Source organism: Neorhizobium galegae bv. orientalis str. HAMBI 540, from assembly GCF_000731315.1.
GTDB classification, from domain to species: Bacteria; Pseudomonadota; Alphaproteobacteria; order Rhizobiales; family Rhizobiaceae; genus Neorhizobium; species Neorhizobium galegae.
On sequence record NZ_HG938353.1, the window covers coordinates 3891630 to 3914032 of the forward strand.

The 22403-nt window shown below is 62.7% G+C and carries 14 protein-coding genes; 6 read left to right on the forward strand and 8 right to left on the reverse strand.

Annotation, left to right across the window (positions count from 1 at the left end; genetic code table 11):
* Positions 1-24 precede the first annotated feature (24 nt).
* Positions 25-1188, forward strand: a complete 1164-nt coding sequence (locus tag RG540_RS18895) for a M20 aminoacylase family protein (RefSeq protein ID WP_038591084.1) — start codon at positions 25-27, stop codon at positions 1186-1188.
* Positions 1189-1283: 95 nt separating this feature from the next.
* Here the strand turns inward: RG540_RS18895 and RG540_RS32410 are convergent, their stop codons facing one another.
* From RG540_RS32410 to RG540_RS18920, 6 genes are all read right to left on the reverse strand, one after another.
* Positions 1284-1421: a hypothetical protein gene (locus RG540_RS32410; protein ID WP_155414713.1), complete on the reverse strand. Its 138-nt coding sequence runs from the start codon at positions 1419-1421 to the stop codon at positions 1284-1286.
* Between the two features lie 179 nt (positions 1422-1600).
* On the reverse strand, positions 1601-2575 hold the full coding sequence (locus tag RG540_RS18900; RefSeq protein WP_038591088.1) for a threonine ammonia-lyase: 975 nt from the start codon (positions 2573-2575) through the stop codon (positions 1601-1603).
* 87 nt (positions 2576-2662) lie between these two features.
* Entirely contained in the window at positions 2663-3493 is an 831-nt protein-coding gene (locus tag RG540_RS18905; protein ID WP_038591091.1) for an endonuclease/exonuclease/phosphatase family protein, read from the reverse strand.
* A 63-nt stretch (positions 3494-3556) separates the two neighbouring features.
* Complete coding sequence (cls, locus tag RG540_RS18910; RefSeq protein WP_038594245.1) at positions 3557-5017, reverse strand: cardiolipin synthase; 1461 nt, start codon at positions 5015-5017, stop codon at positions 3557-3559.
* Positions 5018-5091: 74 nt separating this feature from the next.
* Positions 5092-6447 (reverse strand): aspartate aminotransferase family protein, encoded by a 1356-nt coding sequence (locus RG540_RS18915; RefSeq protein WP_038591093.1) that lies wholly within the window; start codon positions 6445-6447, stop codon positions 5092-5094.
* 131 nt (positions 6448-6578) lie between these two features.
* Complete coding sequence (locus RG540_RS18920; RefSeq protein ID WP_038594248.1) at positions 6579-8012, reverse strand: M20 family metallopeptidase; 1434 nt, start codon at positions 8010-8012, stop codon at positions 6579-6581.
* Positions 8013-8540: 528 nt separating this feature from the next.
* Here RG540_RS18920 and RG540_RS18925 point away from each other — a divergent pair.
* From RG540_RS18925 to RG540_RS18945, 5 genes are all read left to right on the forward strand, one after another.
* A complete protein-coding gene (locus RG540_RS18925) occupies positions 8541-10136 on the forward strand; it encodes an ABC transporter substrate-binding protein (protein WP_038591096.1) in 1596 nt (531 codons plus the stop codon).
* 156 nt (positions 10137-10292) lie between these two features.
* On the forward strand, positions 10293-11297 hold the full coding sequence (locus RG540_RS18930) for an ABC transporter permease subunit (protein WP_038591099.1): 1005 nt from the start codon (positions 10293-10295) through the stop codon (positions 11295-11297).
* 77 nt (positions 11298-11374) lie between these two features.
* Positions 11375-12241 carry an ABC transporter permease subunit gene (locus RG540_RS18935; RefSeq protein ID WP_046600831.1) on the forward strand — a complete coding sequence of 289 codons (867 nt, stop codon included), beginning with the start codon at positions 11375-11377 and terminating at the stop codon, positions 12239-12241.
* 2 nt (positions 12242-12243) lie between these two features.
* Positions 12244-13101 carry an ABC transporter ATP-binding protein gene (locus tag RG540_RS18940; RefSeq protein WP_080724982.1) on the forward strand — a complete coding sequence of 286 codons (858 nt, stop codon included), beginning with the start codon at positions 12244-12246 and terminating at the stop codon, positions 13099-13101.
* A complete protein-coding gene (locus RG540_RS18945; protein WP_244446589.1) occupies positions 13098-13952 on the forward strand; it encodes a dipeptide ABC transporter ATP-binding protein in 855 nt (284 codons plus the stop codon). Before RG540_RS18940 ends, RG540_RS18945 begins: the two co-directional genes overlap by 4 nt.
* 881 nt (positions 13953-14833) lie before the next feature.
* Here RG540_RS18945 and pbpC read toward each other — a convergent pair.
* Complete coding sequence (gene pbpC / locus RG540_RS18950) at positions 14834-16915, reverse strand: penicillin-binding protein 1C (RefSeq protein WP_038591102.1); 2082 nt, start codon at positions 16913-16915, stop codon at positions 14834-14836.
* Between the two features lie 16 nt (positions 16916-16931).
* Entirely contained in the window at positions 16932-22379 is a 5448-nt protein-coding gene (locus tag RG540_RS18955; RefSeq protein ID WP_038591105.1) for an alpha-2-macroglobulin family protein, read from the reverse strand.
* Between the last annotated feature and the right edge of the window lie 24 nt (positions 22380-22403).

Sequence of the window (22403 nt, forward strand, 5' to 3'; positions counted from 1 at the left end):
ATCGAACCTTCGGTGTTTTGAACGATGACGATCCAGTTTTCCAACTATATGGCCGAAGTGGTGGCCACTCGCCGTTACCTTCATCAACATCCGGAACTCGGCCTATCGGAGTTCAACACATCCGATTTCGTCGCCGGACAGCTCACCGATCTCGGATATGAAGTCACCCGCGGCCTCGGCAAGACGGGCGTTGTCGCCACCTTGAAGAACGGCACCAGCGGCCGGTCGATCGGCATCCGGGCCGATATGGACGCGCTGCCGATCGAGGAAGAAACCGGCGCGGAATATGCCAGCAGGAACAAGGGGCTGATGCATGCCTGCGGCCATGACGGCCACACCGCGATGTTGCTGGGCGCCGCCAAGATCCTTGCCGAGAGGAAGAATTTCGATGGCACGATCCACCTGATCTTCCAGCCGGCGGAGGAAAATTTTGGCGGCGCCAGACTGATGATCGAGGACGGCCTCTTCGAGCGTTTCCCGTGCGACGCCGTGTTCGGGCTGCACAACGACCCCAGCCTGCCCTTCGGCCAGATCGGCGTCAAGGAAGGCCCGATGATGGCGGCGGTCGACGAATGCCGCATCACGGTCAATGGCCGCGGCGGCCATGGCGCAGAGCCGCAGGATACGTCGGATCCGATCGTCTGCGGCGCGAGCATCATCATGGCGCTGCAGACGATCGCCTCGCGCAACATCCACCCGCTCGACCAGATGGTGATCACCGTCGGCGCCTTCCATGCCGGCATGGCGAGCAACGTCATTCCGGAGCGGGCGGAAATGCTGCTCACCATCCGCTCCTTCGATCCGGACGTCCGCAACGAGTTGGAAAGGCGGATCCGGATGGTCGCCGAAGGCCAAGCCGCCAGCTACGGCATGAGCGTCACGCTCGATTACAAGCGAGGTTACGAGGCGACCATCAATCACAAGGCGGAAACGGATTTCGTCCGCGATCTCGCCCGCCGCGTCGTCGGCGAGGACAAGGTCATCGACCTGCCCCGCCCGTCCATGGGTGCCGAGGACTTCGCCTATATGCTGGCGGAGCGGCCGGGCACCTATTTCCTGCTTGGCACCAGGCGCACCGACAGCGACCCGCCGCTGCACCATCCCCGTTTCGATTTCAACGACGACGCGCTGCCGATCGGAACGAGCTTCTGGATTGAACTTGCCGAAGCCTATCTTCCGACGAGATAAGCCCGAAACGAAAACACCTCCCGAGCGGCAAGCGCGGGAGGTGTTTCGGTCTTGGGAGAACCAAGCTCGATTTGAAAAGGCGAAACCTGAAAGGCTCAGGGGAAAAGGCCGAGCGTCACAGCGCCGACAAAGATGAAGGCTGCCGTCACCAGCGCCGCATTCGCCGCCCATTGCCATTTGCCCGCGATACCGCGGTTTGCGAAAGACCGTGTCTGATGCTCGATATGACGCATGGATGTCTCCCGGGTTCTGCTTTCGCCCTTTTCGGACGTTGACCTATGCTAGCTTATCTCTACCAAGCCGATAGAGATAATGTTCCAACCAGCCACCAGTTCCGTAGAAAATCCTTTTTTCTTAACGGCCCTTCTTCGCAATTAACGGTTTATTATTCCCAACCGCCTTGCGAGCGTCTTTAGGCGCCAAAACGATCCAGCGCCAGACGGAAGATATCCGGGTCGATATTGCCGCCGGAGCAGACGGCAATCACGGTCTCACCCAGCGTCTCGCCATGGAAAAGAGCGGCCGCCAATGCCACCGCCCCGCCGGGTTCGACAACGATCTTCAGCCGGCTGAAGGCAAGTGCCACCGCATGCAACGCTTCGTCGTCGGTCACCACGAGACCTGCGCCGCAGAGCTTCGACATGATCGGGAAGGTGATGTTGCCGGGCTGCGGCGTGACGATCGCATCGCAGAGCGAACCGCCCTGGGTCGCGTTGCGCTCGATCTTTCCGGAAGCCAGCGAGCGCGTCACGTCGTCAAAGCCTTGCGGCTCGCAAGGATGCACGAGAAACCCTGGGGCCTTGGCGTTCAAGGCCAGCGCAACGCCGGAAATGAAGCCGCCGCCGCCGGTCGGTACCAGCACGTCGGCCTTCTCGATTCCTTCCTCCCTGGCCTGTTCGGCGATTTCGAGCCCGGTCGTACCCTGGCCGGCGATCACCAGCGGCTCGTCGAACGGCTTGATCAGCGTCAGGCCGCGCTCCTGCGACAGCCGCGCGCCGATCACATCGCGATCCTCGTTGAGGCGGTCATAGAGCACGACATCCGCGCCATAAGCGCGGGTATTCTCGATCTTGATGCGCGGCGCATCGGACGGCATGATGATCACGCTCGGGATACCATGCATCCTCGCCGCCAGCGCCACACCTTGGGCATGGTTGCCCGAGGAGAAAGCGATCACGCCCTTGGCCCGGACGTCGGGCGACAGTGCCGAGATTGCCGACCAGGCACCGCGAAACTTGAACGACCCCGTGTGCTGCAGGCATTCCGGCTTCACGAAGATGCGCCGCCCGGCGATGTCGTCGAGGAAGGGCGAAGACAGCAGCGGAGTGCGGCGCACGTGGCCATCGAGACGGACACGGGCAGCTTCGATCATGGCGATATCGGTCATGCGGGAAATTCCATTCGGAGGGCGAGGCGGTGAGGCCGCAAACCTATCGGCGGTTTCGGTTTCGGTAAAGGGCGGAAAACGATCGGCTCAGCCGGCTTCCGGGGCTTGAGACAACGGCGGGGAACCGAGCTTCACCACCGCCTTGATGGGCAGGTGATCGGAAGCAAGCCGCGCAAGCGGGCTGTCATGGGTTTCGACGGCATCGATCAGCCCGGGCTGGTTCGCCATGATGCGGTCGAGCGCCAGGACAGGCAGGCGCGACGGAAAGCTCGGCACCGCAGCTGGGAGACCGAACACGGTCGCGAGCGTGTTCAGGGAAGAGCGGTCACCAAGCCGCCATTCGTTGAGATCACCCATGAGTACGGTCGGCTGCTCGTCACGCGAGCGCAGGATATCGAGGATCATCCGGGCCTGCTGCTGCCGCGAGCGGTTGAGCAGGCCGAGATGGGCGGCGATGATCCGAAACGCGCTGCCGTCCTTGAGCTCCAGCTCGGTGATCAGAGCGCCCCGCGGCTCGAGCCCCGGCAGTTTCACCTGGTGGACGTCGCGCACGAGACCTTCGCGGAAGAAGACCACATTGCCATGCCAGCCATGAGCCTTGGCGACACCCGAAACCGGCACCGGGAAAAGCCCCGTCTCCCGCTCCATCCAGGCAAGGTCGAGCAGGCCACGCCGCTCGCCGAACCGGGAATCCGCCTCCTGCAGCGCGATCACATCGGCGCCAATCTCACGGATCACGTGGCTGGTGCGGGCGGGATCGAACTTTCCGTCGATGCCGACGCATTTGTGCACGTTGTAGGAGGCAATCAGCATGCCGTGTCCGCGTTCACGCTCCTCATGCGTTCCGGCACCGCGGTTCCTTCGAGCCCGGATGGAAGCCAGAATGCTTTTCGGAAGATTGGGACGTTTTTCCCGCATGGTTCTTTTGACTATTCGCCGATCAATGAAATCTATAAGGCAAGGTGCCTATCTATCCAGCAACTAGAGATAGGGAGAGCCCAGCCAAAACACCCGCTCGATGAGACGCACGAGGAAGGGCCTTGCCATCAACCCATCCAGCGTCACTTCGGTTGCGGAAGAAATCGCCAGATCGATCCTTCGTTCCAACGCTTCCGCGAAGGGACAATCCAGGACTTCGAGATCGACCTCGAAATTGAGCCGGAGCGATCGCGGATCGAGGTTCGATGAACCGACATAGGCCCAGCGCCCGTCGATCACCAGAAGCTTGGAATGGTTGAACGGCCCCGATGCCCGCCAGATCCGGCAATAATTCTTCAGCATCTGGTCGAACTGCGCGGTCATCGCCCGGTCGACCAGGACGAGATTGTTGGCGGTTGGCACGACGATATCGACCTCAACCCCGCGCCGGGCGGCGGTGACGAGCGCGGTGATCAGTTCGCGGTCCGGCAGGAAATAGGGCGATACGATGCGGATCGAGGAACGCGCCACGGAAAACGCGCCCATCAGCATCTTGTGGTTGGTCTCGACGCTGCGGTCAGGCCCGGAGGAAACGGCGCGGATAATGACCGGCGAACCGGGCTCCGTCTCCGGCGCCTGCAGCGCCCAAGCCGCGCCCTCCAACGCCTCGTCGGCGGCATATCTCCAATCCGCGGAGGCAATCGCGAACAGGTCGGCGACGACGGGCCCGGTTACCCTGAAATGCGTGTCGAACGAGCATTTGTTGCCGCTGAATTCGCTCGAAAAACCCTCGCGAATGTTCATGCCGCCGGTAAACGCCACCCGCCCATCGATGACCAGGATCTTCCGGTGGGTGCGCAGGTTCGCATAAGGCAACCGCAGCCCCATGATGACATTGCCGTTGAAGACGTCGACCGTGATCCCGCCCTCTCTGAGCATACCGAGCACGCTCGGCACCGAATATCGGGCGCCGACCGCATCGATCAGCACACGCACCTCGACGCCGCGCTTGACCGCGGCAATCAGCGCATCTGCAAACCGGGTGCCGATCCTGTCCCGGTCGAAGATATAGGTCTCGAGAATAAGGCTGCGTTTCGCCTTGGCGATCGCCTTCAGCATCGCCCCATAAGCTTCGTCACCGGTATCGAGCGCGACGATCGTATTGCCGGTCGTCAGCCGGTGGCGCGTCACCCGGTCGCCAAGCGTCTTCATCGCCCGGAAGCGATGTCCGAACTCCTCGATGATCAGGTCGTTGGTCGCGTCGTAGGAAACCACATGCGCCCGGATTTCCCCCTGCAGCAGCGCGCGGCGATCGCTGATCACCGAACGGCGGATGCGATTTATCCCGGCGACAAGATAAAGCAGCGCGCCGACGATCGGAGACAGAACGATGACGCCGACCCATCCGATCGCGGAGCGGACCTCTTCCTTGGTCATCGCCGCGTGGATCGCAGCTGCGGCCCCCATCAGGACCGACAAAACGAAGAGGATATGCGGCCAATAGGGTTCGATGAGATCCAGCATGGCGAGCAATATAGGCGCGCATGGCCCAAGCGCAATCGGAGCCGCACCAACAGGTTAGCGGCTCCGGGAGGATATCAGGCGGCGAGCTGCTTCGCGAAGGCTTCGAGCGAAGCTTCGAACGTATCGAAGATCGTGTCGATTTGGCTCTCGGTGATGATCATCGGCGGGCAGAGCGCCAGCGAGTCGCCGATCGCCCGTGAGATCAGGCCCTTTTCGAGCATGATCGCCAGCAGTTTGGGGCCGAGCTGGCCAGCTGAGAAACCTTCGCGTGGCTTCAGCTCCAGGGCACCGATCAGGCCGACGCCACGGGCTTCGATCGCCAACGGATGGCTTTCCAACGCCTTCAGCCGGCTCTGGAACTTCGGCGCCAGCGCCCGGACATTGCCGACAAGGTCACGCTCTTCGATGATCGCCAGGTTTTCGAGCGCAACCGCTGCGGCGACCGGATGGCCGGCCGCGGTCACACCATGACCGAACGTGCCGATCTTCGCCGATTCATCGGCAAGCGGTCCGTAGACATTCTCGTTGATCAGCAGCGCCGAGATCGGCTGGTAGGACGACGAAATCTGCTTCGACAGCGTCATGATGTCCGGCTGCAGGGAATAGGTCGTGGTGCCGAACATCTCGCCGGTGCGCCCGAAGCCGCAGATCACCTCGTCGGCGATCAGCAGGATATCGTATTTCCTGAGCACCTTCTGGATCGCATCCCAGTAACCGGCCGGCGGAACGATGACGCCGCCAGCGCCCATGACCGGCTCGCCTATGAAGGCGGCGACCGTTTCCGGACCTTCCTTGAGGATCAGGTCTTCGAGGTCCTTGGCGCAACGTTCGACGAAGGCCAATTCCGTCTCGTTTTCCTGTTTGAAGGCGCGGTAATGCGGGCAGGTCGTGTGGAAGACGCCGGCCAGCGGAAGGTCGAACGAGCGGTGATTGTTCGGCAGGCCGGTGAGACTGGCGCTGGCGATCGTCACGCCGTGATAACCCTTGATGCGCGAGATGATTTTCTTCTTTTCCGGCTTGCCGAGCGCGTTCGAGCGATACCAGACCATCTTCATGGCAGTGTCATTGGCTTCGGAACCGGAATTGGTGAAATAGGCCTTCGACATCGGCACCGGCGCCATCTGGATCAGCTTTTCGGCAAGATCGATCGACGGGCCGTGACTGCGCAGGGTAAAGGTATGGTAATAGGGGAGCTTCGCCATCTGCCTGGCAGCCGCTTCGACAAGGCGGCTTTCGCCGAAACCGACGCCGACACTCCAGAGGCCGGCCATGCCCTCGATATATTTGTTGCCGTTGACGTCGTAGACATAGATGCCCTCGCCGCGGTCGATCACCAGCGATCCGTCACGCTCCAGCGCGCGGGCATTGGTGTAGGAGTGGAGCTGGTAAGCCTTGTCCCGGGCTTCGATGGAATTGGGCTGAATAGTCACGAAGGACCTCCTGTAAGACGCAACGGCCTATGAATTTCATAGGGGGAAACGGCGATATTGGACAGCCCAAATCGCCGTTTTCGTATAGGCTGATCGTTCAAAATAGTTGACGCGTCGATCAGTTTATTTGGTCATTTCAGCGTCATTGCCGCGACCGGAGGTTCGGCGCCGGCCGGAATGGGGCTTTTGTAGTCCTGTCCCTTGCGCCGTTTCTTGAGATCAGCCCAGGCCGCCTCGCGAAGCTGATCGCTGGTCATGGCGGCCAGCCCGGTCGCGGCCATCGCCTTGGCGACCGAGACCATGCCCTTGTGGGCAAGCGGGCTCTTGCCCTGCGCCACCACCTGCCAGGTGTGAAGCTGAGTGCCGACCGCAAGCGTCGCGCCATAGGCCTGCACGGTCGGCACGACCCAGCTGACATCGCCGACATCCGTCGATCCGCCCATCTGGCGGTTTTCGGCGTGCGGCGGCAGGATGAAATCGGCAAGCGGAATATCCCGCTGCTCCAGGCGCTCCTGATTCCAGCTTGCCGCAATGTCTTCCGGCGTCACCGTTGCACGGATCTGCTCGGCAAATTCGATATCGGCCGCGTCGAACGGCGGCGGACCCATGCTGTCCCAGACATCCTGCATGACGTCCATCAACGGGGTGTTGACGACAAGGTTGGAAACACCGGCGAGGATCGTGCTCTCGACCTTGGTCTCGGTCATCAGCGCCGCACCTTCGGCGACCTTCTTGACACGCTCGATCAGGGTGAAAAGCCCAGGCAGGTCCGCGGAACGGACGACGTAGCGCACCTTGGCATGCGCCTGCACGACGTTCGGGGAGATACCGCCGCTGTCCAGGACCGCATAGTGGATGCGGCTTTCGGACGGCATGTGCTCGCGCATATAATTGACACCGACGCTCATCAGTTCGACGGCATCGAGCGCGCTGCGGCCGAGTTCCGGCACCGCGGACGCATGGGCGGCGCGGCCCGTGAACGTGAAGTCGATCCGGCAGTTGGCAAGCGAGGTCTCCCGCTGCACGCCGGCGAAATTGCTCGGATGCCAGCTGATCGCGATGTCGACATCCTCGAAGGCGCCGGCCCGCACCATGAACGCCTTCGCGGCACCGCCTTCTTCCGCCGGGCAGCCGTAATACCGCACCCGGCCGGGCGTGCCGGTCTTTTCGAGCCAATCCTTGAGCGCGGTCGCGGCAAGCAGCGATGCGGAGCCGAGAAGGTTGTGGCCGCAGCCATGGCCATTGGCACCGGGGGTCATCGGATCCTGCTGCGTGAGGCCAGCCTTCTGGCTGAGGCCCGCCAGCGCATCATATTCACCGAGAAAGGCGATCACCGGGCCGCCCTCGCCCGCCTCGCCGATCAGCGCGGTGGGAATGCCGGCGACATTCTCGGTGATCTTGAAGCCCTGCGCCTCCAGCATCTCGCGATGCGCGGCAGCCGAAAGCTTCTCCATGTAGCAGGTTTCCGGCGTCTCCCAAACGCGGTCCGCGAGTTCCGTGAAGACCTCTTTTTTGCGGTCGATGAAATCCCAAACGAGCGGGAGATTGGAATTGCCTGTCGTCATGAAACCGTTGCCTCGATACATCTATGCTGGTCGGAAGGCCCGAACCGTACCCAATTCCTGGCCGATGGCAATGCGGCATTGCAGCAAAAGTAGGCTGTGCTGAGGGATTGGGCGAAAGGAATGCGGATGTGAATGGCACGCGAATGTTAGCATCTCGACAACCGGATCATAATCGGTATGCTCCCGCGCCATGGCCCGCAGGCAAATCTATGAAACGAGCCTAAAAGAATAAAAATACATGGGAATTTTGCCGATTTTGTGGAAAATTTTCTAAAAAATAAAGCGGGTGCGAAATTCGATACGGCCGGAGCCGTTGATCGGAATCAAGGAACAAGGGCATGCCCGGCCTGAAGGCCGGAGCAGACCCGCCAGGAGAAACGCATTTTGAGGCCGGCCGCAGCGAAATATCGCCGGCCAGGAGGTGAACACGGGAATACCAGTCGTTGGGCGCTATATACGCGCCATTCCAGCTGAAGACATCCACCGGGCACGGCACATAAGCCGGCCACAGGTCATCGGGAGATCCATATGAAATACAAACTCACCCTTGCCGCAGCGCTGCTGTCGGCAACATTCTTCGCAAGCGCCGCCAGCGCCAAGACCTTCGTTTATTGCTCGGAAGGTTCTCCGGAAGGCTTCGACCCCGGCATCTATACCGCGGGCACGACCTTCGACGCTTCGGCGCATCCGATCTACAATCGCCTGCTCGAGTTCAAGCCGGGCACGACCCAGCCGGAAGCCGCCCTTGCCCAGAGCTGGGAGATTTCCGCCGACGGCACCGTCTATACCTTCAAGCTGCGTCCGAACGTCAAGTTCCAGACGACCGACTTCTTCAAGCCGACCCGCAATCTGAACGCCGACGACGTCGTCTTCTCGCTCGGCCGCCAGATCGACGAGAAGAACGCCTGGAACAAGTACATTTCCGGCGCGACCTGGGAATATGCCGATGGCATGGGCTTCCCGAAGCTGATCAAGTCGATCGAGAAGGTCGACGACCTGACCGTCAAGGTCACGCTCAACCGTCCGGAAGCACCGTTCCTCGCCAACGTCGCAATGCCGTTCGCTTCGATCCTGTCGAAGGAATATGCCGACAGCCTCGACAAGGCCGGCAAGAAGGAACAGCTGAACCAGATGCCGGTCGGCACCGGTCCGTTCACCTTCGTCGGCTACCAGCAGGACGCGGTCATCCGCTACAAGAAGAACGCCGATTTCTGGGGCCCGGCTCCGAAGATCGACGACCTCGTGTTCGCCATCACCACCGACGCCGCCGTTCGTTACCAGAAGCTGAAAGCCGGCGAATGCCACCTGATGCCCTATCCGAACGCCGCCGATGTGAAGGCCATGAAGGCTGATCCCAACCTCCAGGTTCTGGAGCAAGAAGGCCTGAACGTCGCCTACCTCGCCTACAACACGACCAAGGCTCCGTTCGACAAGGTCGAAGTCCGCAAGGCGCTGAACAAGGCGATCAACAAGAAGGCGATCGTCGATGCCGTCTTCCAGGGCATGGCGACACCCGCCGTCAACCCGATCCCGCCGACCATGTGGTCCTACAGCAAGTCCACCCAGGACGACACGTACGACCTCGACGCGGCCAAGAAGATGCTCGCCGACGCAGGCGTCAAGGACCTTTCCATGAAGGTCTGGGCGATGCCGGTTTCGCGTCCCTACATGCTGAACGCCCGCCGCGCGGCCGAAATCATCCAGGACGATTTCGCCAAGATCGGCGTCAAGGTCGAGATCGTTTCTTTCGAATGGGCTGAATACCTGCAGCGTTCGAAGGACAAGAACCGCGATGGCGCCGCCATCATGGGCTGGACCGGCGACAACGGCGATCCGGACAACTTCCTTGACACGCTGCTCGGCTGCGACGCCGTCGGCGGCAACAACCGTGCTCAGTGGTGCAACAAGGAATTCGACGAACTGGTGAAGAAGGCCAAGGTCGTTTCTGACCTGGCCGAGCGTACCAAGCTCTACGAACAGGCTCAGGCGGTCTTCAAGAAGGACGCTCCCTGGGCAACCATCGATCACTCCCTCGCCGTCGTTCCGATGCGCAAGGGCGTGACCGGCTTTACCCAGAGCCCGCTCGGCGACTTCACCTTCGAAGCGGTCGATATCGCGCAGTAATTTCTGCTTCACGACGATTTTGCCGCGGGACGCGTTGCGTTTCCCGCGGCATTTTCTTATGAGACGCCAAAATTTGGCGCAGACGCCACGATTGCCGCCTTCATGGCTTGACAAAACCGTGAATCGGCCACGAACCAAAAACCACGAAGGTTTCGAATGTTTGGCTTCCTGTTGCGGCGTATCGCCGTGTTGATCCCGACTTTCATCGGGGTCTCGATCATTGCTTTTTCATTTATCCGACTTCTGCCGGGTGATCCGGTTGCGCTTCTTTCCGGCGAACGTGTCATGTCGCCGGAGCGGCACGCCCAGATCAGCGCCCAGCTCGGCATGGACCGGCCGCTGGTCGTTCAGTATTTCGATTATCTCGGCGGCGTGCTGACCGGCGATTTCGGCTCGTCGATCGTTTCCAAGAAGCCGATCCTCGACCAGTTCTGGGCGCTGTTTCCAGCGACCGTCGAACTTTCCTTCTGTGCCATCGTCATCGCCATCGCGCTCGGCATTCCGGCCGGCGTGATCGCCGCGATCAAGCGCGGCTCGATCTTCGACCAGGGGCTGATGGGCATTGCGCTGGTCGGTTATTCGATGCCGATCTTCTGGTGGGGCCTGCTGCTGATCATCCTCTTCTCCGGCACCCTGCAATGGTTCCCGGTTTCCGGCCGCATCTCGCTGATGTTCTTCTTCCCGCCGGTCACCGGCTTCATGCTGATCGACTCGCTGCTGTCGGGACAGAAGGGCGCCTTCGCCTCGGCGATCAGCCATCTTGCGCTGCCGTCGATCGTGCTTGCGACCATTCCGCTCGCGGTCATTGCCCGCCAGACGCGTTCCGCCATGCTGGAAGTGCTCTCGGAAGACTACGTCCGCACCGCCCGCGCCAAGGGCCTCTCGCCCTTCCGCGTCGTCGGCATCCATGCGCTCCGCAACGCCATGATCCCGGTCATCACCACAATCGGCCTGCAGATCGGCGTCATGCTCGCCGGCGCCATTCTGACCGAGACGATCTTCTCCTGGCCGGGCATCGGCAAATGGATGGTCGACAGCGTCTTCCGCCGCGACTACGCCGTCATCCAGGGCGGCCTGCTCCTGATCGCGGCCATCATCATGTTCGTCAATCTCGTCGTTGATCTGCTCTACGGCCTGATCAACCCCAGAATCCGACACTGATCCGGCACCAAGAAGGAGAAAATCCCGTGGCCGATACCACTGTTACCAAGATCGCCGAACCGGTTTCCAGCGCCGCGATGCGCCGCCAGATGCTCCGCGAGTTCTGGTTCTACTTTTCCGAAAATCGCGGCGCCGTTCTGGGCCTCATCGTTTTCGTGTGCCTCGTCATCGTGGCGATCTTCGCGTCGTTCATCGCCCCCCATTCGCCGTTCGAGCAATATCGCGATTTCGCCCTGCTTCCGCCGGCCTGGGCTGAGGGCGGCAACCCGTCCTATCTGCTCGGCACCGATCCTGTCGGCCGCGATATCCTGTCCCGCCTGGTCTATGGCGCGCAGTATTCGCTGTTCATCGGCGTCTTCGTGACGACGCTGTCGCTGACCGGCGGCATCATCGTCGGCCTGATCGCCGGTTATTACCGCGGCTGGATCGATACCGTCATCATGCGCCTGATGGATATCATCCTCGCCTTCCCGTCGCTGCTGCTCGCCCTCGTGCTCGTCGCGATCCTCGGGCCGAGCCTCACCAACGGCATGATCGCCATCGCGCTCACGCTGCAGCCGCATTTCGTGCGCCTTACCCGCGCCGCCGTGATGGCCGAAAAGACCCGCGACTACGTGACCGCCGCAAGGCTTGCCGGCGCCGGCCCCATTCGCCTCATGTTCCGCACCATCCTGCCGAACTGCACCGCGCCGCTGATCGTCCAGGCGACGCTCTCCTTCTCGAACGCCATCCTCGACGCAGCCGCCCTCGGCTTCCTCGGCATGGGCGCCCAGCCGCCGGCACCGGAATGGGGCACGATGCTTGCCGAAGCGCGTGAATTCATCCTGCGCGCCTGGTGGGTCGTCACCTTCCCCGGCGTCGCCATTCTCGTCACCGTTCTCGCCATCAACCTGATGGGCGACGGCTTACGCGATGCGCTCGACCCGAAACTGAAGAGGTCCTGATCATGGCGCTCTTGCAAATCGACAATCTGACCGTCGAATTCGAAACCGCAACCGGCTGGTTCCGCGCCGTCGACGGCGTCTCCGTCTCGGTCGAAAAGGGCGAGGTTCTGGCAATCGTCGGCGAATCCGGCTCCGGCAAGTCCGTCGCCATGCTGGCCGTCATGGGGCTGCTCCCGTGGACGGCCAAGATCACCGCCGACCGCATGCTCTTCGAAGGCCGCGACATCCAGAACATCAGCCCGGCCGAGCGCCGCAAGCTGATCGGCAAGGATATCGCGATGATCTTCCAGGAGCCGGTCGCCAGCCTCAACCCGTGTTTCACGGTCGGTTTCCAGATCGAGGAAGTGCTGCGCATCCATCTCGGCCTGGACAGCAAGGCCCGCCGCGCCCGCGCCATCGAGCTGTTCAGCCAGGTCGGCCTGCCCAACCCGGAAGAGCGGCTGAACCATTTTCCGCACCAGATGTCCGGCGGCCAGTGCCAGCGCGTGATGATCGCGATCGCGATCGCCTGCAATCCGAAACTGCTGATCGCCGACGAGCCGACCACGGCGCTCGACGTGACGATCCAGAAGCAGATCCTCGACCTGATCATGGCGCTGCAGGCGAAGAACGGCATGGGCCTGATCATGATCACCCATGACATGGGCGTCGTCGCCGAGACCGCCGACCGCGTCGTCGTGCAGTACAAGGGCCGCAAGATGGAGGAGGCCGACGTGCTCTCCCTCTTCGAAAACCCGAAGAGCAACTATACCAAGGCGCTGCTGGCGGCCCTGCCGGAAAACGCGACCGGCGACCGCCTCACCACCGTTTCCGCCTTTTTCGACGGCAATCCGGAACCCGCGCCGGAGGCACGCGCATGAGCGATAATATGACCGACAACACCATGCTCGAAGTGCGCGACATCAAGCGCGATTACGAACTGCCGGGCGGCCTCTTCAAGCCGAAGAAGATCATCCATGCGGTGAAGGGCGTTTCCTTCAAGCTCGAACGCGGCAAGACGCTGGCGATCGTCGGCGAGAGCGGCTGCGGCAAATCCACCCTTGCCCGCATGCTGACCTTCATCGACGAACCGACCGGCGGCGACCTGCTGATCGACAACAAGAAGGTCGACACCCGCCCCGGTCACCTGACCCAGGACATGCGCCAGAAGGTGCAGATCGTCTTCCAGAACCCCTATGGCTCGCTGAACCCGCGACAGAAGATCGGCGATGTGCTGGGCGAACCCTTGGCGATCAACACGACCATGTCGGCCGGCGAACGCCGCGACCGCGCCAGCGAAATGCTGAAGAAGGTCGGCCTCGGCCCGGAACACTACAACCGCTATCCGCACATGTTCTCGGGCGGCCAGCGCCAGCGCATCGCGATTGCCCGCGCGCTGATGATGAACCCGAAGCTTCTCGTGCTCGACGAGCCGGTTTCGGCGCTCGACCTCTCCGTCCAGGCCCAGGTGCTGAACCTGCTCGCCGACCTGCAGGACGAGTTCAACCTCACCTACGTCTTCATCAGCCACGACCTCTCTGTCGTGCGCTATATCGCCGACGAGGTGATGGTGATGTATTTCGGCGAGGCCGTGGAATACGGCACCCGCGAAGAGGTCTTCTCGGACCCGAAGCACGACTATACCCGCACGCTTTTCAAGGCGACGCCGAAGGCGGATATCGAGTCCATCCGGGCTCGTGTGGCGAAGAAAAAGGCGACAGCGGCGGCTTAAAACGTCCTTCGAAGCGACCGCATCATGCTTTCCGAAAAGCCGATTTTCGCGGAGTGTTGAACCGGGCGGTGGCTCGACGATTTGAGAGAGGTCGTGCCGTGAGGCACCCCCCTCTGCCCTGCCGGGCATCTCCCCCTCAAGGGGGGAGATCGATGGAGGCAAGGTCCTACCCGACCAAAAGCTTTGAGCTTGCCGAACTCCACTCCCTGCCAGCTTCCTGCCGCCGCACAAATCAGAGAGGGACCGCTGAACAGGCCTCCTTCGATCTCCCCCCTTGAGGGGGAGATGTCCGGCAGGACAGAGGGGGGTATGGCAGGGTGCGCCGTCCAATGCTGTCTTTCCGTGTTTGCTCGTGGATAATTGATCGCCACCCTCCAGCATCTCCAATGACTTAACCACATCGTCATCCCCGCCCTTCAAACCCATGCCTACAATTGCCTCGCTTCCGTCGCCGGAGTGTTTCGCGAGACGTTCGCGGGCAAGCGGGAGCCGGCGCCCTCATTCGATCCGTAACGTGCGGGGAAGGTGAGGGAGGTGAAAGCCATGGAGTGCAAGTCGAAAGACGACCATTCCTATCAAGCCTCCCCCGGACAGCCATGTCCGGTTCGGTTGAGCCGTGCAAGTGGCAAGGTTTCCCGAAAGGAAGCCGTGAACACAGCCACGCAGCGAGGCGAGATGATCACCTGTAGAGGCCGGAAGCCTCGACAAGACGCCGAAGGCCACGCGAATGCGGAGCCACACATACTAAACAAAATGAGGTTCCGCATTCGTGTGGGCTCTCCGATCTTTGAAAACCACGGCAGGCGACTGCGCGGGGCTCCGGAGTATTGGCCGAAGCCAAGCGGACGCCCGAACGCCTTCCTCGCGAAGCTCCAACATTTCTATTCCACGAAAACCCGAACGCTCGCGGCACGGCCGGCGGCGTCGATCACCGTCAGCGTCGAATAACCGGCTCCATCCGGTTTCCACTCGCTGGTTCGGCGGCGGGACAGCTCGCTGAGCGGCTTGCCATTGGCGAGCCACCGGAACGGCGCACGGCCGCCCTGCAGCTTCAGGACCAGCGGCGAGATATCGCCCGATAACGCCCCGAGATCGACCCGTGCGCCTTCCGGCGGATAGACGATCTGTGGTGCCGGCTCCCGCGTCGAGGCGGAAAACAGCCCGTTCGCGGTCATCGAGAACCGCCGCTGGCTGATCGGCAGTTCGGCCTGCGCAATGCGCACGGCACCCGACGGCGCCGATGGCAGCGGCGTGATCGGCACGCCGGATTTGGAAAAAGCTTCGAACAGGATCGGCGCCGCAGTCTGATAACCGGCAATGCCCGGCACCGCGCCATTGTCCGGCCGCCCGACCCAGACGCCCAGCACATGACGTCCGTCGAACCCGACGGACCAGGCGTCGCGATAACCGTAGCTCGTGCCAGTCTTGTAGGCGATGCCGAGCCTTCGGCTGCCCTGCGGCGGCAGAACGTCGGACAGAATGTCCGCAACGTTCCACACCGCCTGCGGATCGAGAAGCGGCTCGCCGTCGATCATGCCCGGCTGGTCCTCGATGCCATTGCCGATCCGCATCGGATTGCCGCGATTGGCGAGCGCCGCATAGGCCTGCACCAGATCCTTGAGCGTGATGCCGACGCCGCCGAGGCCGATCGCCAGGCCCGGCGCCTCGTTGGCCGGCAGGACCGGGCGCACGTCGGCGCGACGAAAGCGGATCATCAGCCGCGACGGGCCGACGGCATCGAGCAGCCGCACGGCCGGCACGTTGAGCGACAGCTGCAGCGCCTGGCGGACGCTGACATCGCCCTGGTAGGTCATGTCGAAATTTTTCGGCCGGTAACCGAAGAAATCCGCCGGCCGGTCCTCGATGATCGTTTCCTGGGACACCAGCCCCTGCTCGAAGGCGAGGCCATAGATGAACGGCTTCAGCGTCGAGCCGGGCGAGCGGTTGACCCGCGTCATATCCACCCAGCCGGAGCGGCTCGCATCGAAATAATCGGCCGAACCGACCTCGCCGACGATCGCGCCGGTGGTGATATCCGCCATGACCATGGCAACCGAAACCTTCGGGCTGAGCTTGACCGAAGCCTCCCTCGCCACCTGTTCCAGCCCCTGCTGGATACTGCGCTTCAGCGTCGTCCTGTGCTGCTCGGTCTTGGGCTGTTTGCGGATCGCCGCCTCGGCGAGATGCGCCGCATAGGCCGGCAATTGCAGCCGGCGTGCCGGGATGCCATCGCGTGCCGCCCGCTCCATTTCGCCGTCGCCGGTCACCGCGGCAACGGCCGAGCGCATCAGCACCCGCTCGCGAGCCGCCTGGGCAATCTTGAAATGCCGGTCCGGCCGCCGGCCCTCCGGTGATTGCGGCAGGGCAACGAGGAGGGCCGCTTCCGCCACCGTCAGCCGCCGCGGCTCCTTGCCGAAATAGGCAAGGCTTGCTGCCCGCACGCCCTCGAGATTGCCGCCATAGGGCGCGTGGGTCAGGTAGAGTTCGAGGATTTCCTTCTTGGACAGCCGCCGTTCTATCTGGACCGCACGGACGACCTGGCGGAGCTTTGCCGTCAGAGAGCGGCTCTCCCGCGGTTCGATCAGCCGCGCCACCTGCATCGACAGCGTCGAAGCGCCCGAGACCACATGGCCATTGGTGACGAGTTGCAGCACGGCGCGACCAAGCGCCCACGAGTCGACGCCGGCATGCTCGTAGAAACGCTGGTCCTCATAGGCGACCAGCATTTTCAGGAAGCGCGGGTCGACGTTTTCGATGGTCGTGCGAAGCCGCCAGCGGCCTTCCGGCGCCGCGAAGGCGCGCAGTAGTTCGCCATCCGCATCCAGCACTTCGGCAGAAACCACCCGCGCCCTTTCGAGTGGCGGCGGATAGGCCCTGTCGGCCGCTTCGAGTCCGACGATCAGCCCCGCCGCAGTGACGAGGCCGATAGCCAGACCGATCGAAAGTTTCCACCTGAGCTTCATCGGGACGAGCTGCCGCTTACTGGGCGGCCAGCACCTCCATCTTGCCGGTCGCGGTGCGGGCCGAGAACTGCGGACGGTACATGTCCTCGACCTGGGCAGCCGGATGATCGTAGACGCCAGGGGTTACGGCGCGGACCACATAGGCGAGCGTGATCTCGCGGTTGTCGCCGGCGCTCCGGTCGAAGGCCGCCACGAAACGATCGTTGCGGAATTCGGTATGGGCCGCCTGCACTTCCTCGATCCAGTCGAAATTGGCAAGGCTGGCGCTGTTGACGATGCTCGGATTGTCGATCTCGAACCCGGCCGGCAGAAGATCAGTGACGACAATGCGCGACGGCCAGCTGTTGCTCTCGGTGATCTTGATCACCGCGACATAACGCTGGTTCTGCTCCGCTTCGCTGACATTGGCCTCCTCGCCATCCATCGAATAGTAGGTGCGGGTGATCTGGAAACCGTCGCCGCCGGCCGGCAGCGGCTGCGCCGGCGCCGCGACCGTGGTGATCGAGGCAGACAGCGGATCGGCGCTGTTGTTCTTGACGATCAGCGGATGACCGATCAGCGCATCGCCGGTCATCTGCGACATCAGCGTGCCGCGATGATCGGCGCCGTTGACCTGCAGGCGCAGACCGTCGTCACCGTTCTGCAGCGCACGGGCGGCGAGCAGCATCCAGGTCTGTTCCTGGGTGCTGGTATATTTCTTCTGCCCCCATTCCTTGGCGACGATGGTGGCGAGCGCCGGGACGATCGGCGGCACCGGCCGGCTTTCGGCGGCGAGCGCCAGGACCGCGGCGCCGTCTCGCAAGGACGAGCCATAGTCCGAGCGCGACAGGCTGACCCGGTGGATCTGCGCATCTTGCGACATCTGCAGCGAGGCCGCGAAGATATTCTTTGACCGCTGCGCATCGCCATAAAGTGCCAGCGCCGCGGCAATATGAGCCTTGGCGAGCGGCGTCGGGAAGTCGTTCAGCATCGTGTCGGCATAGTAGCGAAGGTCGCTGATCGCGGCCTTGCGATTGCGGGCGAGCACATAGAGCGCATAGGCGATCTCGTTGCCCTGATCCTTGATGTTGTTGGTGAAGCCGAGCGAGTTCTGCAGGCTGTCGAGAGCCTGGACGAGCGCCTGTTCGGGCACGTCGTAACCCTGTTCGCGGGCCCGGCTGAGGAAGTCGCTCACGTAGGAATCGAGCCACAGATCGCCGCCGCCCGGACCCCAGAGGCCGAAACTGCCGGCCGAGGACTGGTAGGAGAGCACGCGATAGATCGCATCCTGGACCCGCTTCTTGACCTCCGTATCGTCGGCAAGACCGTTCTGCACCGCCATCTGGCTGAGATAAAGAAGCGGCAAGGCGCGGCTGGTCGTCTGTTCGGCGCAGCCATAGGGATAACGGCTGAGGCTCATCAGCAGCGCCGGAATGTCGAAGGCGGTGGAGCGGCTGACGTTCACGCTGATCGAGGCACCCGGCAGGATGCTGTCGGCAAGCAGGTTGGCATCGACCGTGACACTGGCGCCGGGCTTCAGCTCGACGAGCCGCTGCTGGGTGATCGGCATCGCGGCCGGCCGCACCGGAATATCGAGCACCTGGTCGAGCGACATGCCCGACGCATTCGAAAGGCGGATCGAGATCGACCCGTCGCCCGGCTCGACGCCGTGAAGCGCCAGCGTGAGATCCGACTTGCCGCCAGCGGCAAGCGTTATCTTTCCAGTCCCCTTCTGATCGACGGAGACCGGCTTGTTGGTAGTGATGGCGAGCTGGTAATCGCCGGCCGGCGCATCGGTATTGGCGACGTCGAGCCTGAGATTGGTCTGGTCGCCAGGTGCCAGGAAGCGCGGCAGGCTGGCTGTCACCACGACCGGATCGCGGATCACCACGTCCTTGACGCCATGCCCGACGCCGGTCTTCGACCAGGCGACCGCCATGACGCGCGCCGTGCCGTTGAATTGCGGAATGTCGAAGGAGACATTCGCCTTGCCCTGCGCATCGAGTTTCACCGGGCCGGAGAAGAAGGCAATCAGCTTTTCCTTCGGCGGGCTGCTCTGCAGCGCCGCGCTGCCGCCGTCGCCGCCGGTGCGCAGTCGACCGGTCGCGCCGAGCGAGCCATCGATCAGGCGGCCGTAGAGGTCGCGGATTTCGAGGCCGAGGCGGCGCTGGCCGAAATACCAGTCGTCCGGCGCCGGAGGCTGGTAACGCGTCAGATTGAGGATACCGACATCAACCGCCGCGACGGTGACATAGGCGTCCTGGTTTGCGCCTGCTCCGGCGACCTGCAGCGAGATATTGAGCGGCTGGCGCGGCAGCGTCTTTTCCGGCGCCGTGATCGACACCTGCAAATCGCGGTTTTCCGGATCGACCTTCAGCCAGGTGACGCCGATGGCGCGCATCGGCATGCGGCTTTCCTGCGCCTGGCCCGGACGATAGAGCGTCGCCGTGACATAGGAACCGGCACCCCAGGCGGCGGTGACCGGAATCTCGACTTCGCCGCCATTCGCGCCGATGCTGGCGGTCTTGACCGCAATCAGGTTCTCGGAACCCGACGTGATCATCAGCTCGCCGGCATAACGCGACGACACCTTGAGCTTGGCCGTCTCGCCGACCTTGTAGCTCTGCTTGTCCAGCGCAATTTCCAGCGCATCCGGGGTTTCGGTCGAGGTCGCAGTCACGAACCAGCCGGCATCGAACTCGACGCTGGAGGTGGGTCCCCCGATATCGGCGGTTTCGACTTCGAGCCGGTAGCGGCCCCACTTGACCGGAACGGAAACCCTGCCGCCATCGGCGGTGACATTCACCGTGCCGTTGGCAGCCTGGCTGGTGCGGGTCACCGGCTCATATCGCCAGGACGAACCGTCGCGATACCACTGGTAATCTCGGTCGATCTTGATCAGTTTCCAGGGCAGGTTCTGCATCGCCTGTTTCTTGCCGGCCTCGTCCACCATGATCACGGTGAAATTGCCGACCGAGTTTTCGCCGAGATCGCCGGAAAATTCCGGCTTGATGCCGATCCGGGCACCTTCCGCCTTCACCGGCAGGGTGATCGAACGCTCGATCGCCCGGCCGCCCGCCTCCTGCATGCGCACGACGATATCGGCATTGACAAGCTGCGTCGTCGAAGGCGCCTCGGCAACGGTCGCGTCGAAGACTGCCTTGCCGTCGTCGTCGAGCGGTTCGAGCGCCTCCAGCGGAATGCGAACCGCTTCGCTCGCCTCTTCATCCACAAGGCCGAACTGGTAGCCCGGGAAGGCCGGATTTTCACGCGTCGTCTTCAGCGCGATCTCGCCTTCGAGATTGAGGCCGGCAGCCGGCGCTCCATAAAGATAACGGCCGTCGATATTGATCGGCACCGGTTCCCCGACCGCGATATCCTTGGCGTCGCTGGTCATGTCGAATTCGATGCGGTCCGGCACGAAGTCGTCAACGAGGAAGGTCTTTTCACCGATTGCCGACCCCTTGGGATCGGTGAAGATCTGCATCGTCCAGGTGCCGCGCATCGAGGTCGCCAGCAGCGGCAGATCGAGCGCATAACCGCCGAGCGAGCCGTTGTTGACGATGCGCCGATCCTCGACGCCGTCAGGCCGCAGGAAGACGAAGGTAAGCGGCAGGTTCTCGATCGCCGTCGCATCGATATTGCGGGCAAGCGCCGAGGCATGCACGGTTTCGCCGGGGCGGTAGATGCCCCGTTCCGTCCAGGGCAGGATATCGATCGCACCAGGCGCCGGGCGCCCGGTAACGCCACGGTCGGAAAGATCGAAGCCGGCACGGGCCATGTCGAGGAAGACATAGTCCTGGCCGTTGTTCTGGGCCGCCAGCACCGCCGGCACCATCGCCGCCGTGCCGCGCATCAGGCCGGCGGTAAATACCGCGCGGCCATCCGCATCGGTCTTCGCCGTGCCGAGGATTTCGTTATTCTTGGCGAGAAGCTGCAGGTCGACGCCGGCCATCGGCTTTGCACTGCCGAGCGAGCGGGCAAAGACGTTGAGGCCATCCGTGCCGGCATAGGTGGTGAGACCGATATCCGACACCACGAACCATTGCGTCGCCTTGGTATCGTATTCCTGGCTCGTCGCATTGGCGGCGGCCGCCGTCAGCATGTAAACGCCGGGTTTGCGGGTCGGCAGAGCCTCGTCGACCGGGAAACTCGTCACCACGTCTTTGTTGAGGTCCTGGGCGATGTCGATCGTGCCCTGCCAGACCAGTTCACCGCTCTGCTCCTGGATCTGGGTGGCGTTATAACCGTCCATCTGGGTCAGGAACTGCGAATTGGCGAGCAGCGGGGCAATGCTGCGGTCCCCCACCCTGTAGAGCTTCAGATTGGCCTTTTCGGTATTGACCGACACGATCGGAATGCCGCGGCGCGCGGTCGACGGCAACACGAAACTGTCGCCGGTGAACCGCACGGTCGCCGAGCGATCCTTGACGTAGATGTCGATATCGACCTGGGCCGCGAGCGGCTCATCCACGGAAGACGGCAGGCCGCGGCGTAGCGACAGCTTGTAGCGCTGGCCATGGGTCAGGCCTTCGACGCAGATCTGGTTGTCCTTGGCCTCCATCGCCTTCGGCGCCTGGCCGTTGAGCACGACAAAGGGCGCGTAATCGACACCGATCTTCACCAGCGGCTCGGAGAATTGCACGCAGACGCGCGGGTTGGCGCTGTCGGCATCGACCGTGTTGCCGGTCATCCGGAAACCCTGACGTTCGCGCAGATCGTTATAGGCGGCTTGAACGGTGCGGGCATTCACCAGCGCCAGGCTTGCCTTGTAGGCGTTGAGCGCGGCGCGATAATTCTGCTGCTTGGCAAGCGCGGCCCCGAGAACCGCCAGCGCATCGGCGCGGGTCTGGGTCGTGCGCGAAAGCTGGTAGCCATTAACGGCGGCAAGCGTGCCTTCGCCATCGACCGTGGTGTTGTTCTTCGCGGTGCTGGCAGCACGGGCAAGCTCGATCCACAGCGCACCGTCGTCGGGGATGATCGAGAGCGCGCCTTTGAAATTGTAGACCGCCGTATCGACATTGCCGGCCAGAACCTGGCCCTGGGCGATCGTCCTGAGGTTTTCGACGCCGTAACCCTGCTGGTTGCCGCCAAGCGTCAGGCCATCCTTCTGATCGCGCGCCTGCTGGAGAACTTCTTCCGAAAGGAAGGACAATTTTGGCGGGGCGCCGATATCGGGTTCAACGGCGGTTACGACGATCTTGCCGGCGGTCGCACCCGGAAACGGGTTGAGCTGGCTATAATCCGACTTGAGGAAGCACCATTTGGCTTTCTCGTTATAGGTGAAAGCCTTGCAGGCATTGTCGCCGATGCAGGCCGCCTCGCACTGGGGCTGGCTGACATTCTTCACGGTTCGAAGATCGAAACCGAGATAATCGCTGTTCGGAGTGCTTTCGATCCGCCGGTCGGCCGCAGTCAGCGGCGAGACGAGAGCGAAAGCGAAAACGATGAGAGCGAGAAAGCCGAATAACGCGCGCCTAGACATTGAAAGTCCCCCCGTGGCTGCCGT

Excerpts from the sequence above, each read along its gene's own strand:
- RG540_RS18955 (WP_038591105.1), bottom strand. The coding sequence starts at position 22,379 with ATGTCTAGGCGCGCGTTATTCGGCTTTCTCGCTCTCATCGTTTTCGCT.
- RG540_RS18900 (WP_038591088.1), bottom strand. The coding sequence starts at position 2,575 with ATGACCGATATCGCCATGATCGAAGCTGCCCGTGTCCGTCTCGATGGC.
- RG540_RS32410 (WP_155414713.1), bottom strand. The coding sequence starts at position 1,421 with ATGCGTCATATCGAGCATCAGACACGGTCTTTCGCAAACCGCGGTATC.
- RG540_RS18945 (WP_244446589.1), top strand. The coding sequence starts at position 13,098 with ATGAGCGATAATATGACCGACAACACCATGCTCGAAGTGCGCGACATC.
- cls (WP_038594245.1), bottom strand. The coding sequence starts at position 5,017 with ATGCTGGATCTCATCGAACCCTATTGGCCGCATATCCTCTTCGTTTTG.
- RG540_RS18920 (WP_038594248.1), bottom strand. The coding sequence starts at position 8,012 with ATGACGACAGGCAATTCCAATCTCCCGCTCGTTTGGGATTTCATCGAC.
- RG540_RS18940 (WP_080724982.1), top strand. The coding sequence starts at position 12,244 with ATGGCGCTCTTGCAAATCGACAATCTGACCGTCGAATTCGAAACCGCA.
- RG540_RS18895 (WP_038591084.1), top strand. The coding sequence starts at position 25 with ATGACGATCCAGTTTTCCAACTATATGGCCGAAGTGGTGGCCACTCGC.
- pbpC (WP_038591102.1), bottom strand. The coding sequence starts at position 16,915 with ATGAAGCTCAGGTGGAAACTTTCGATCGGTCTGGCTATCGGCCTCGTC.
- RG540_RS18935 (WP_046600831.1), top strand. The coding sequence starts at position 11,375 with ATGCGCCGCCAGATGCTCCGCGAGTTCTGGTTCTACTTTTCCGAAAAT.
- RG540_RS18905 (WP_038591091.1), bottom strand. The coding sequence starts at position 3,493 with ATGCGGGAAAAACGTCCCAATCTTCCGAAAAGCATTCTGGCTTCCATC.
- RG540_RS18925 (WP_038591096.1), top strand. The coding sequence starts at position 8,541 with ATGAAATACAAACTCACCCTTGCCGCAGCGCTGCTGTCGGCAACATTC.
- RG540_RS18930 (WP_038591099.1), top strand. The coding sequence starts at position 10,293 with ATGTTTGGCTTCCTGTTGCGGCGTATCGCCGTGTTGATCCCGACTTTC.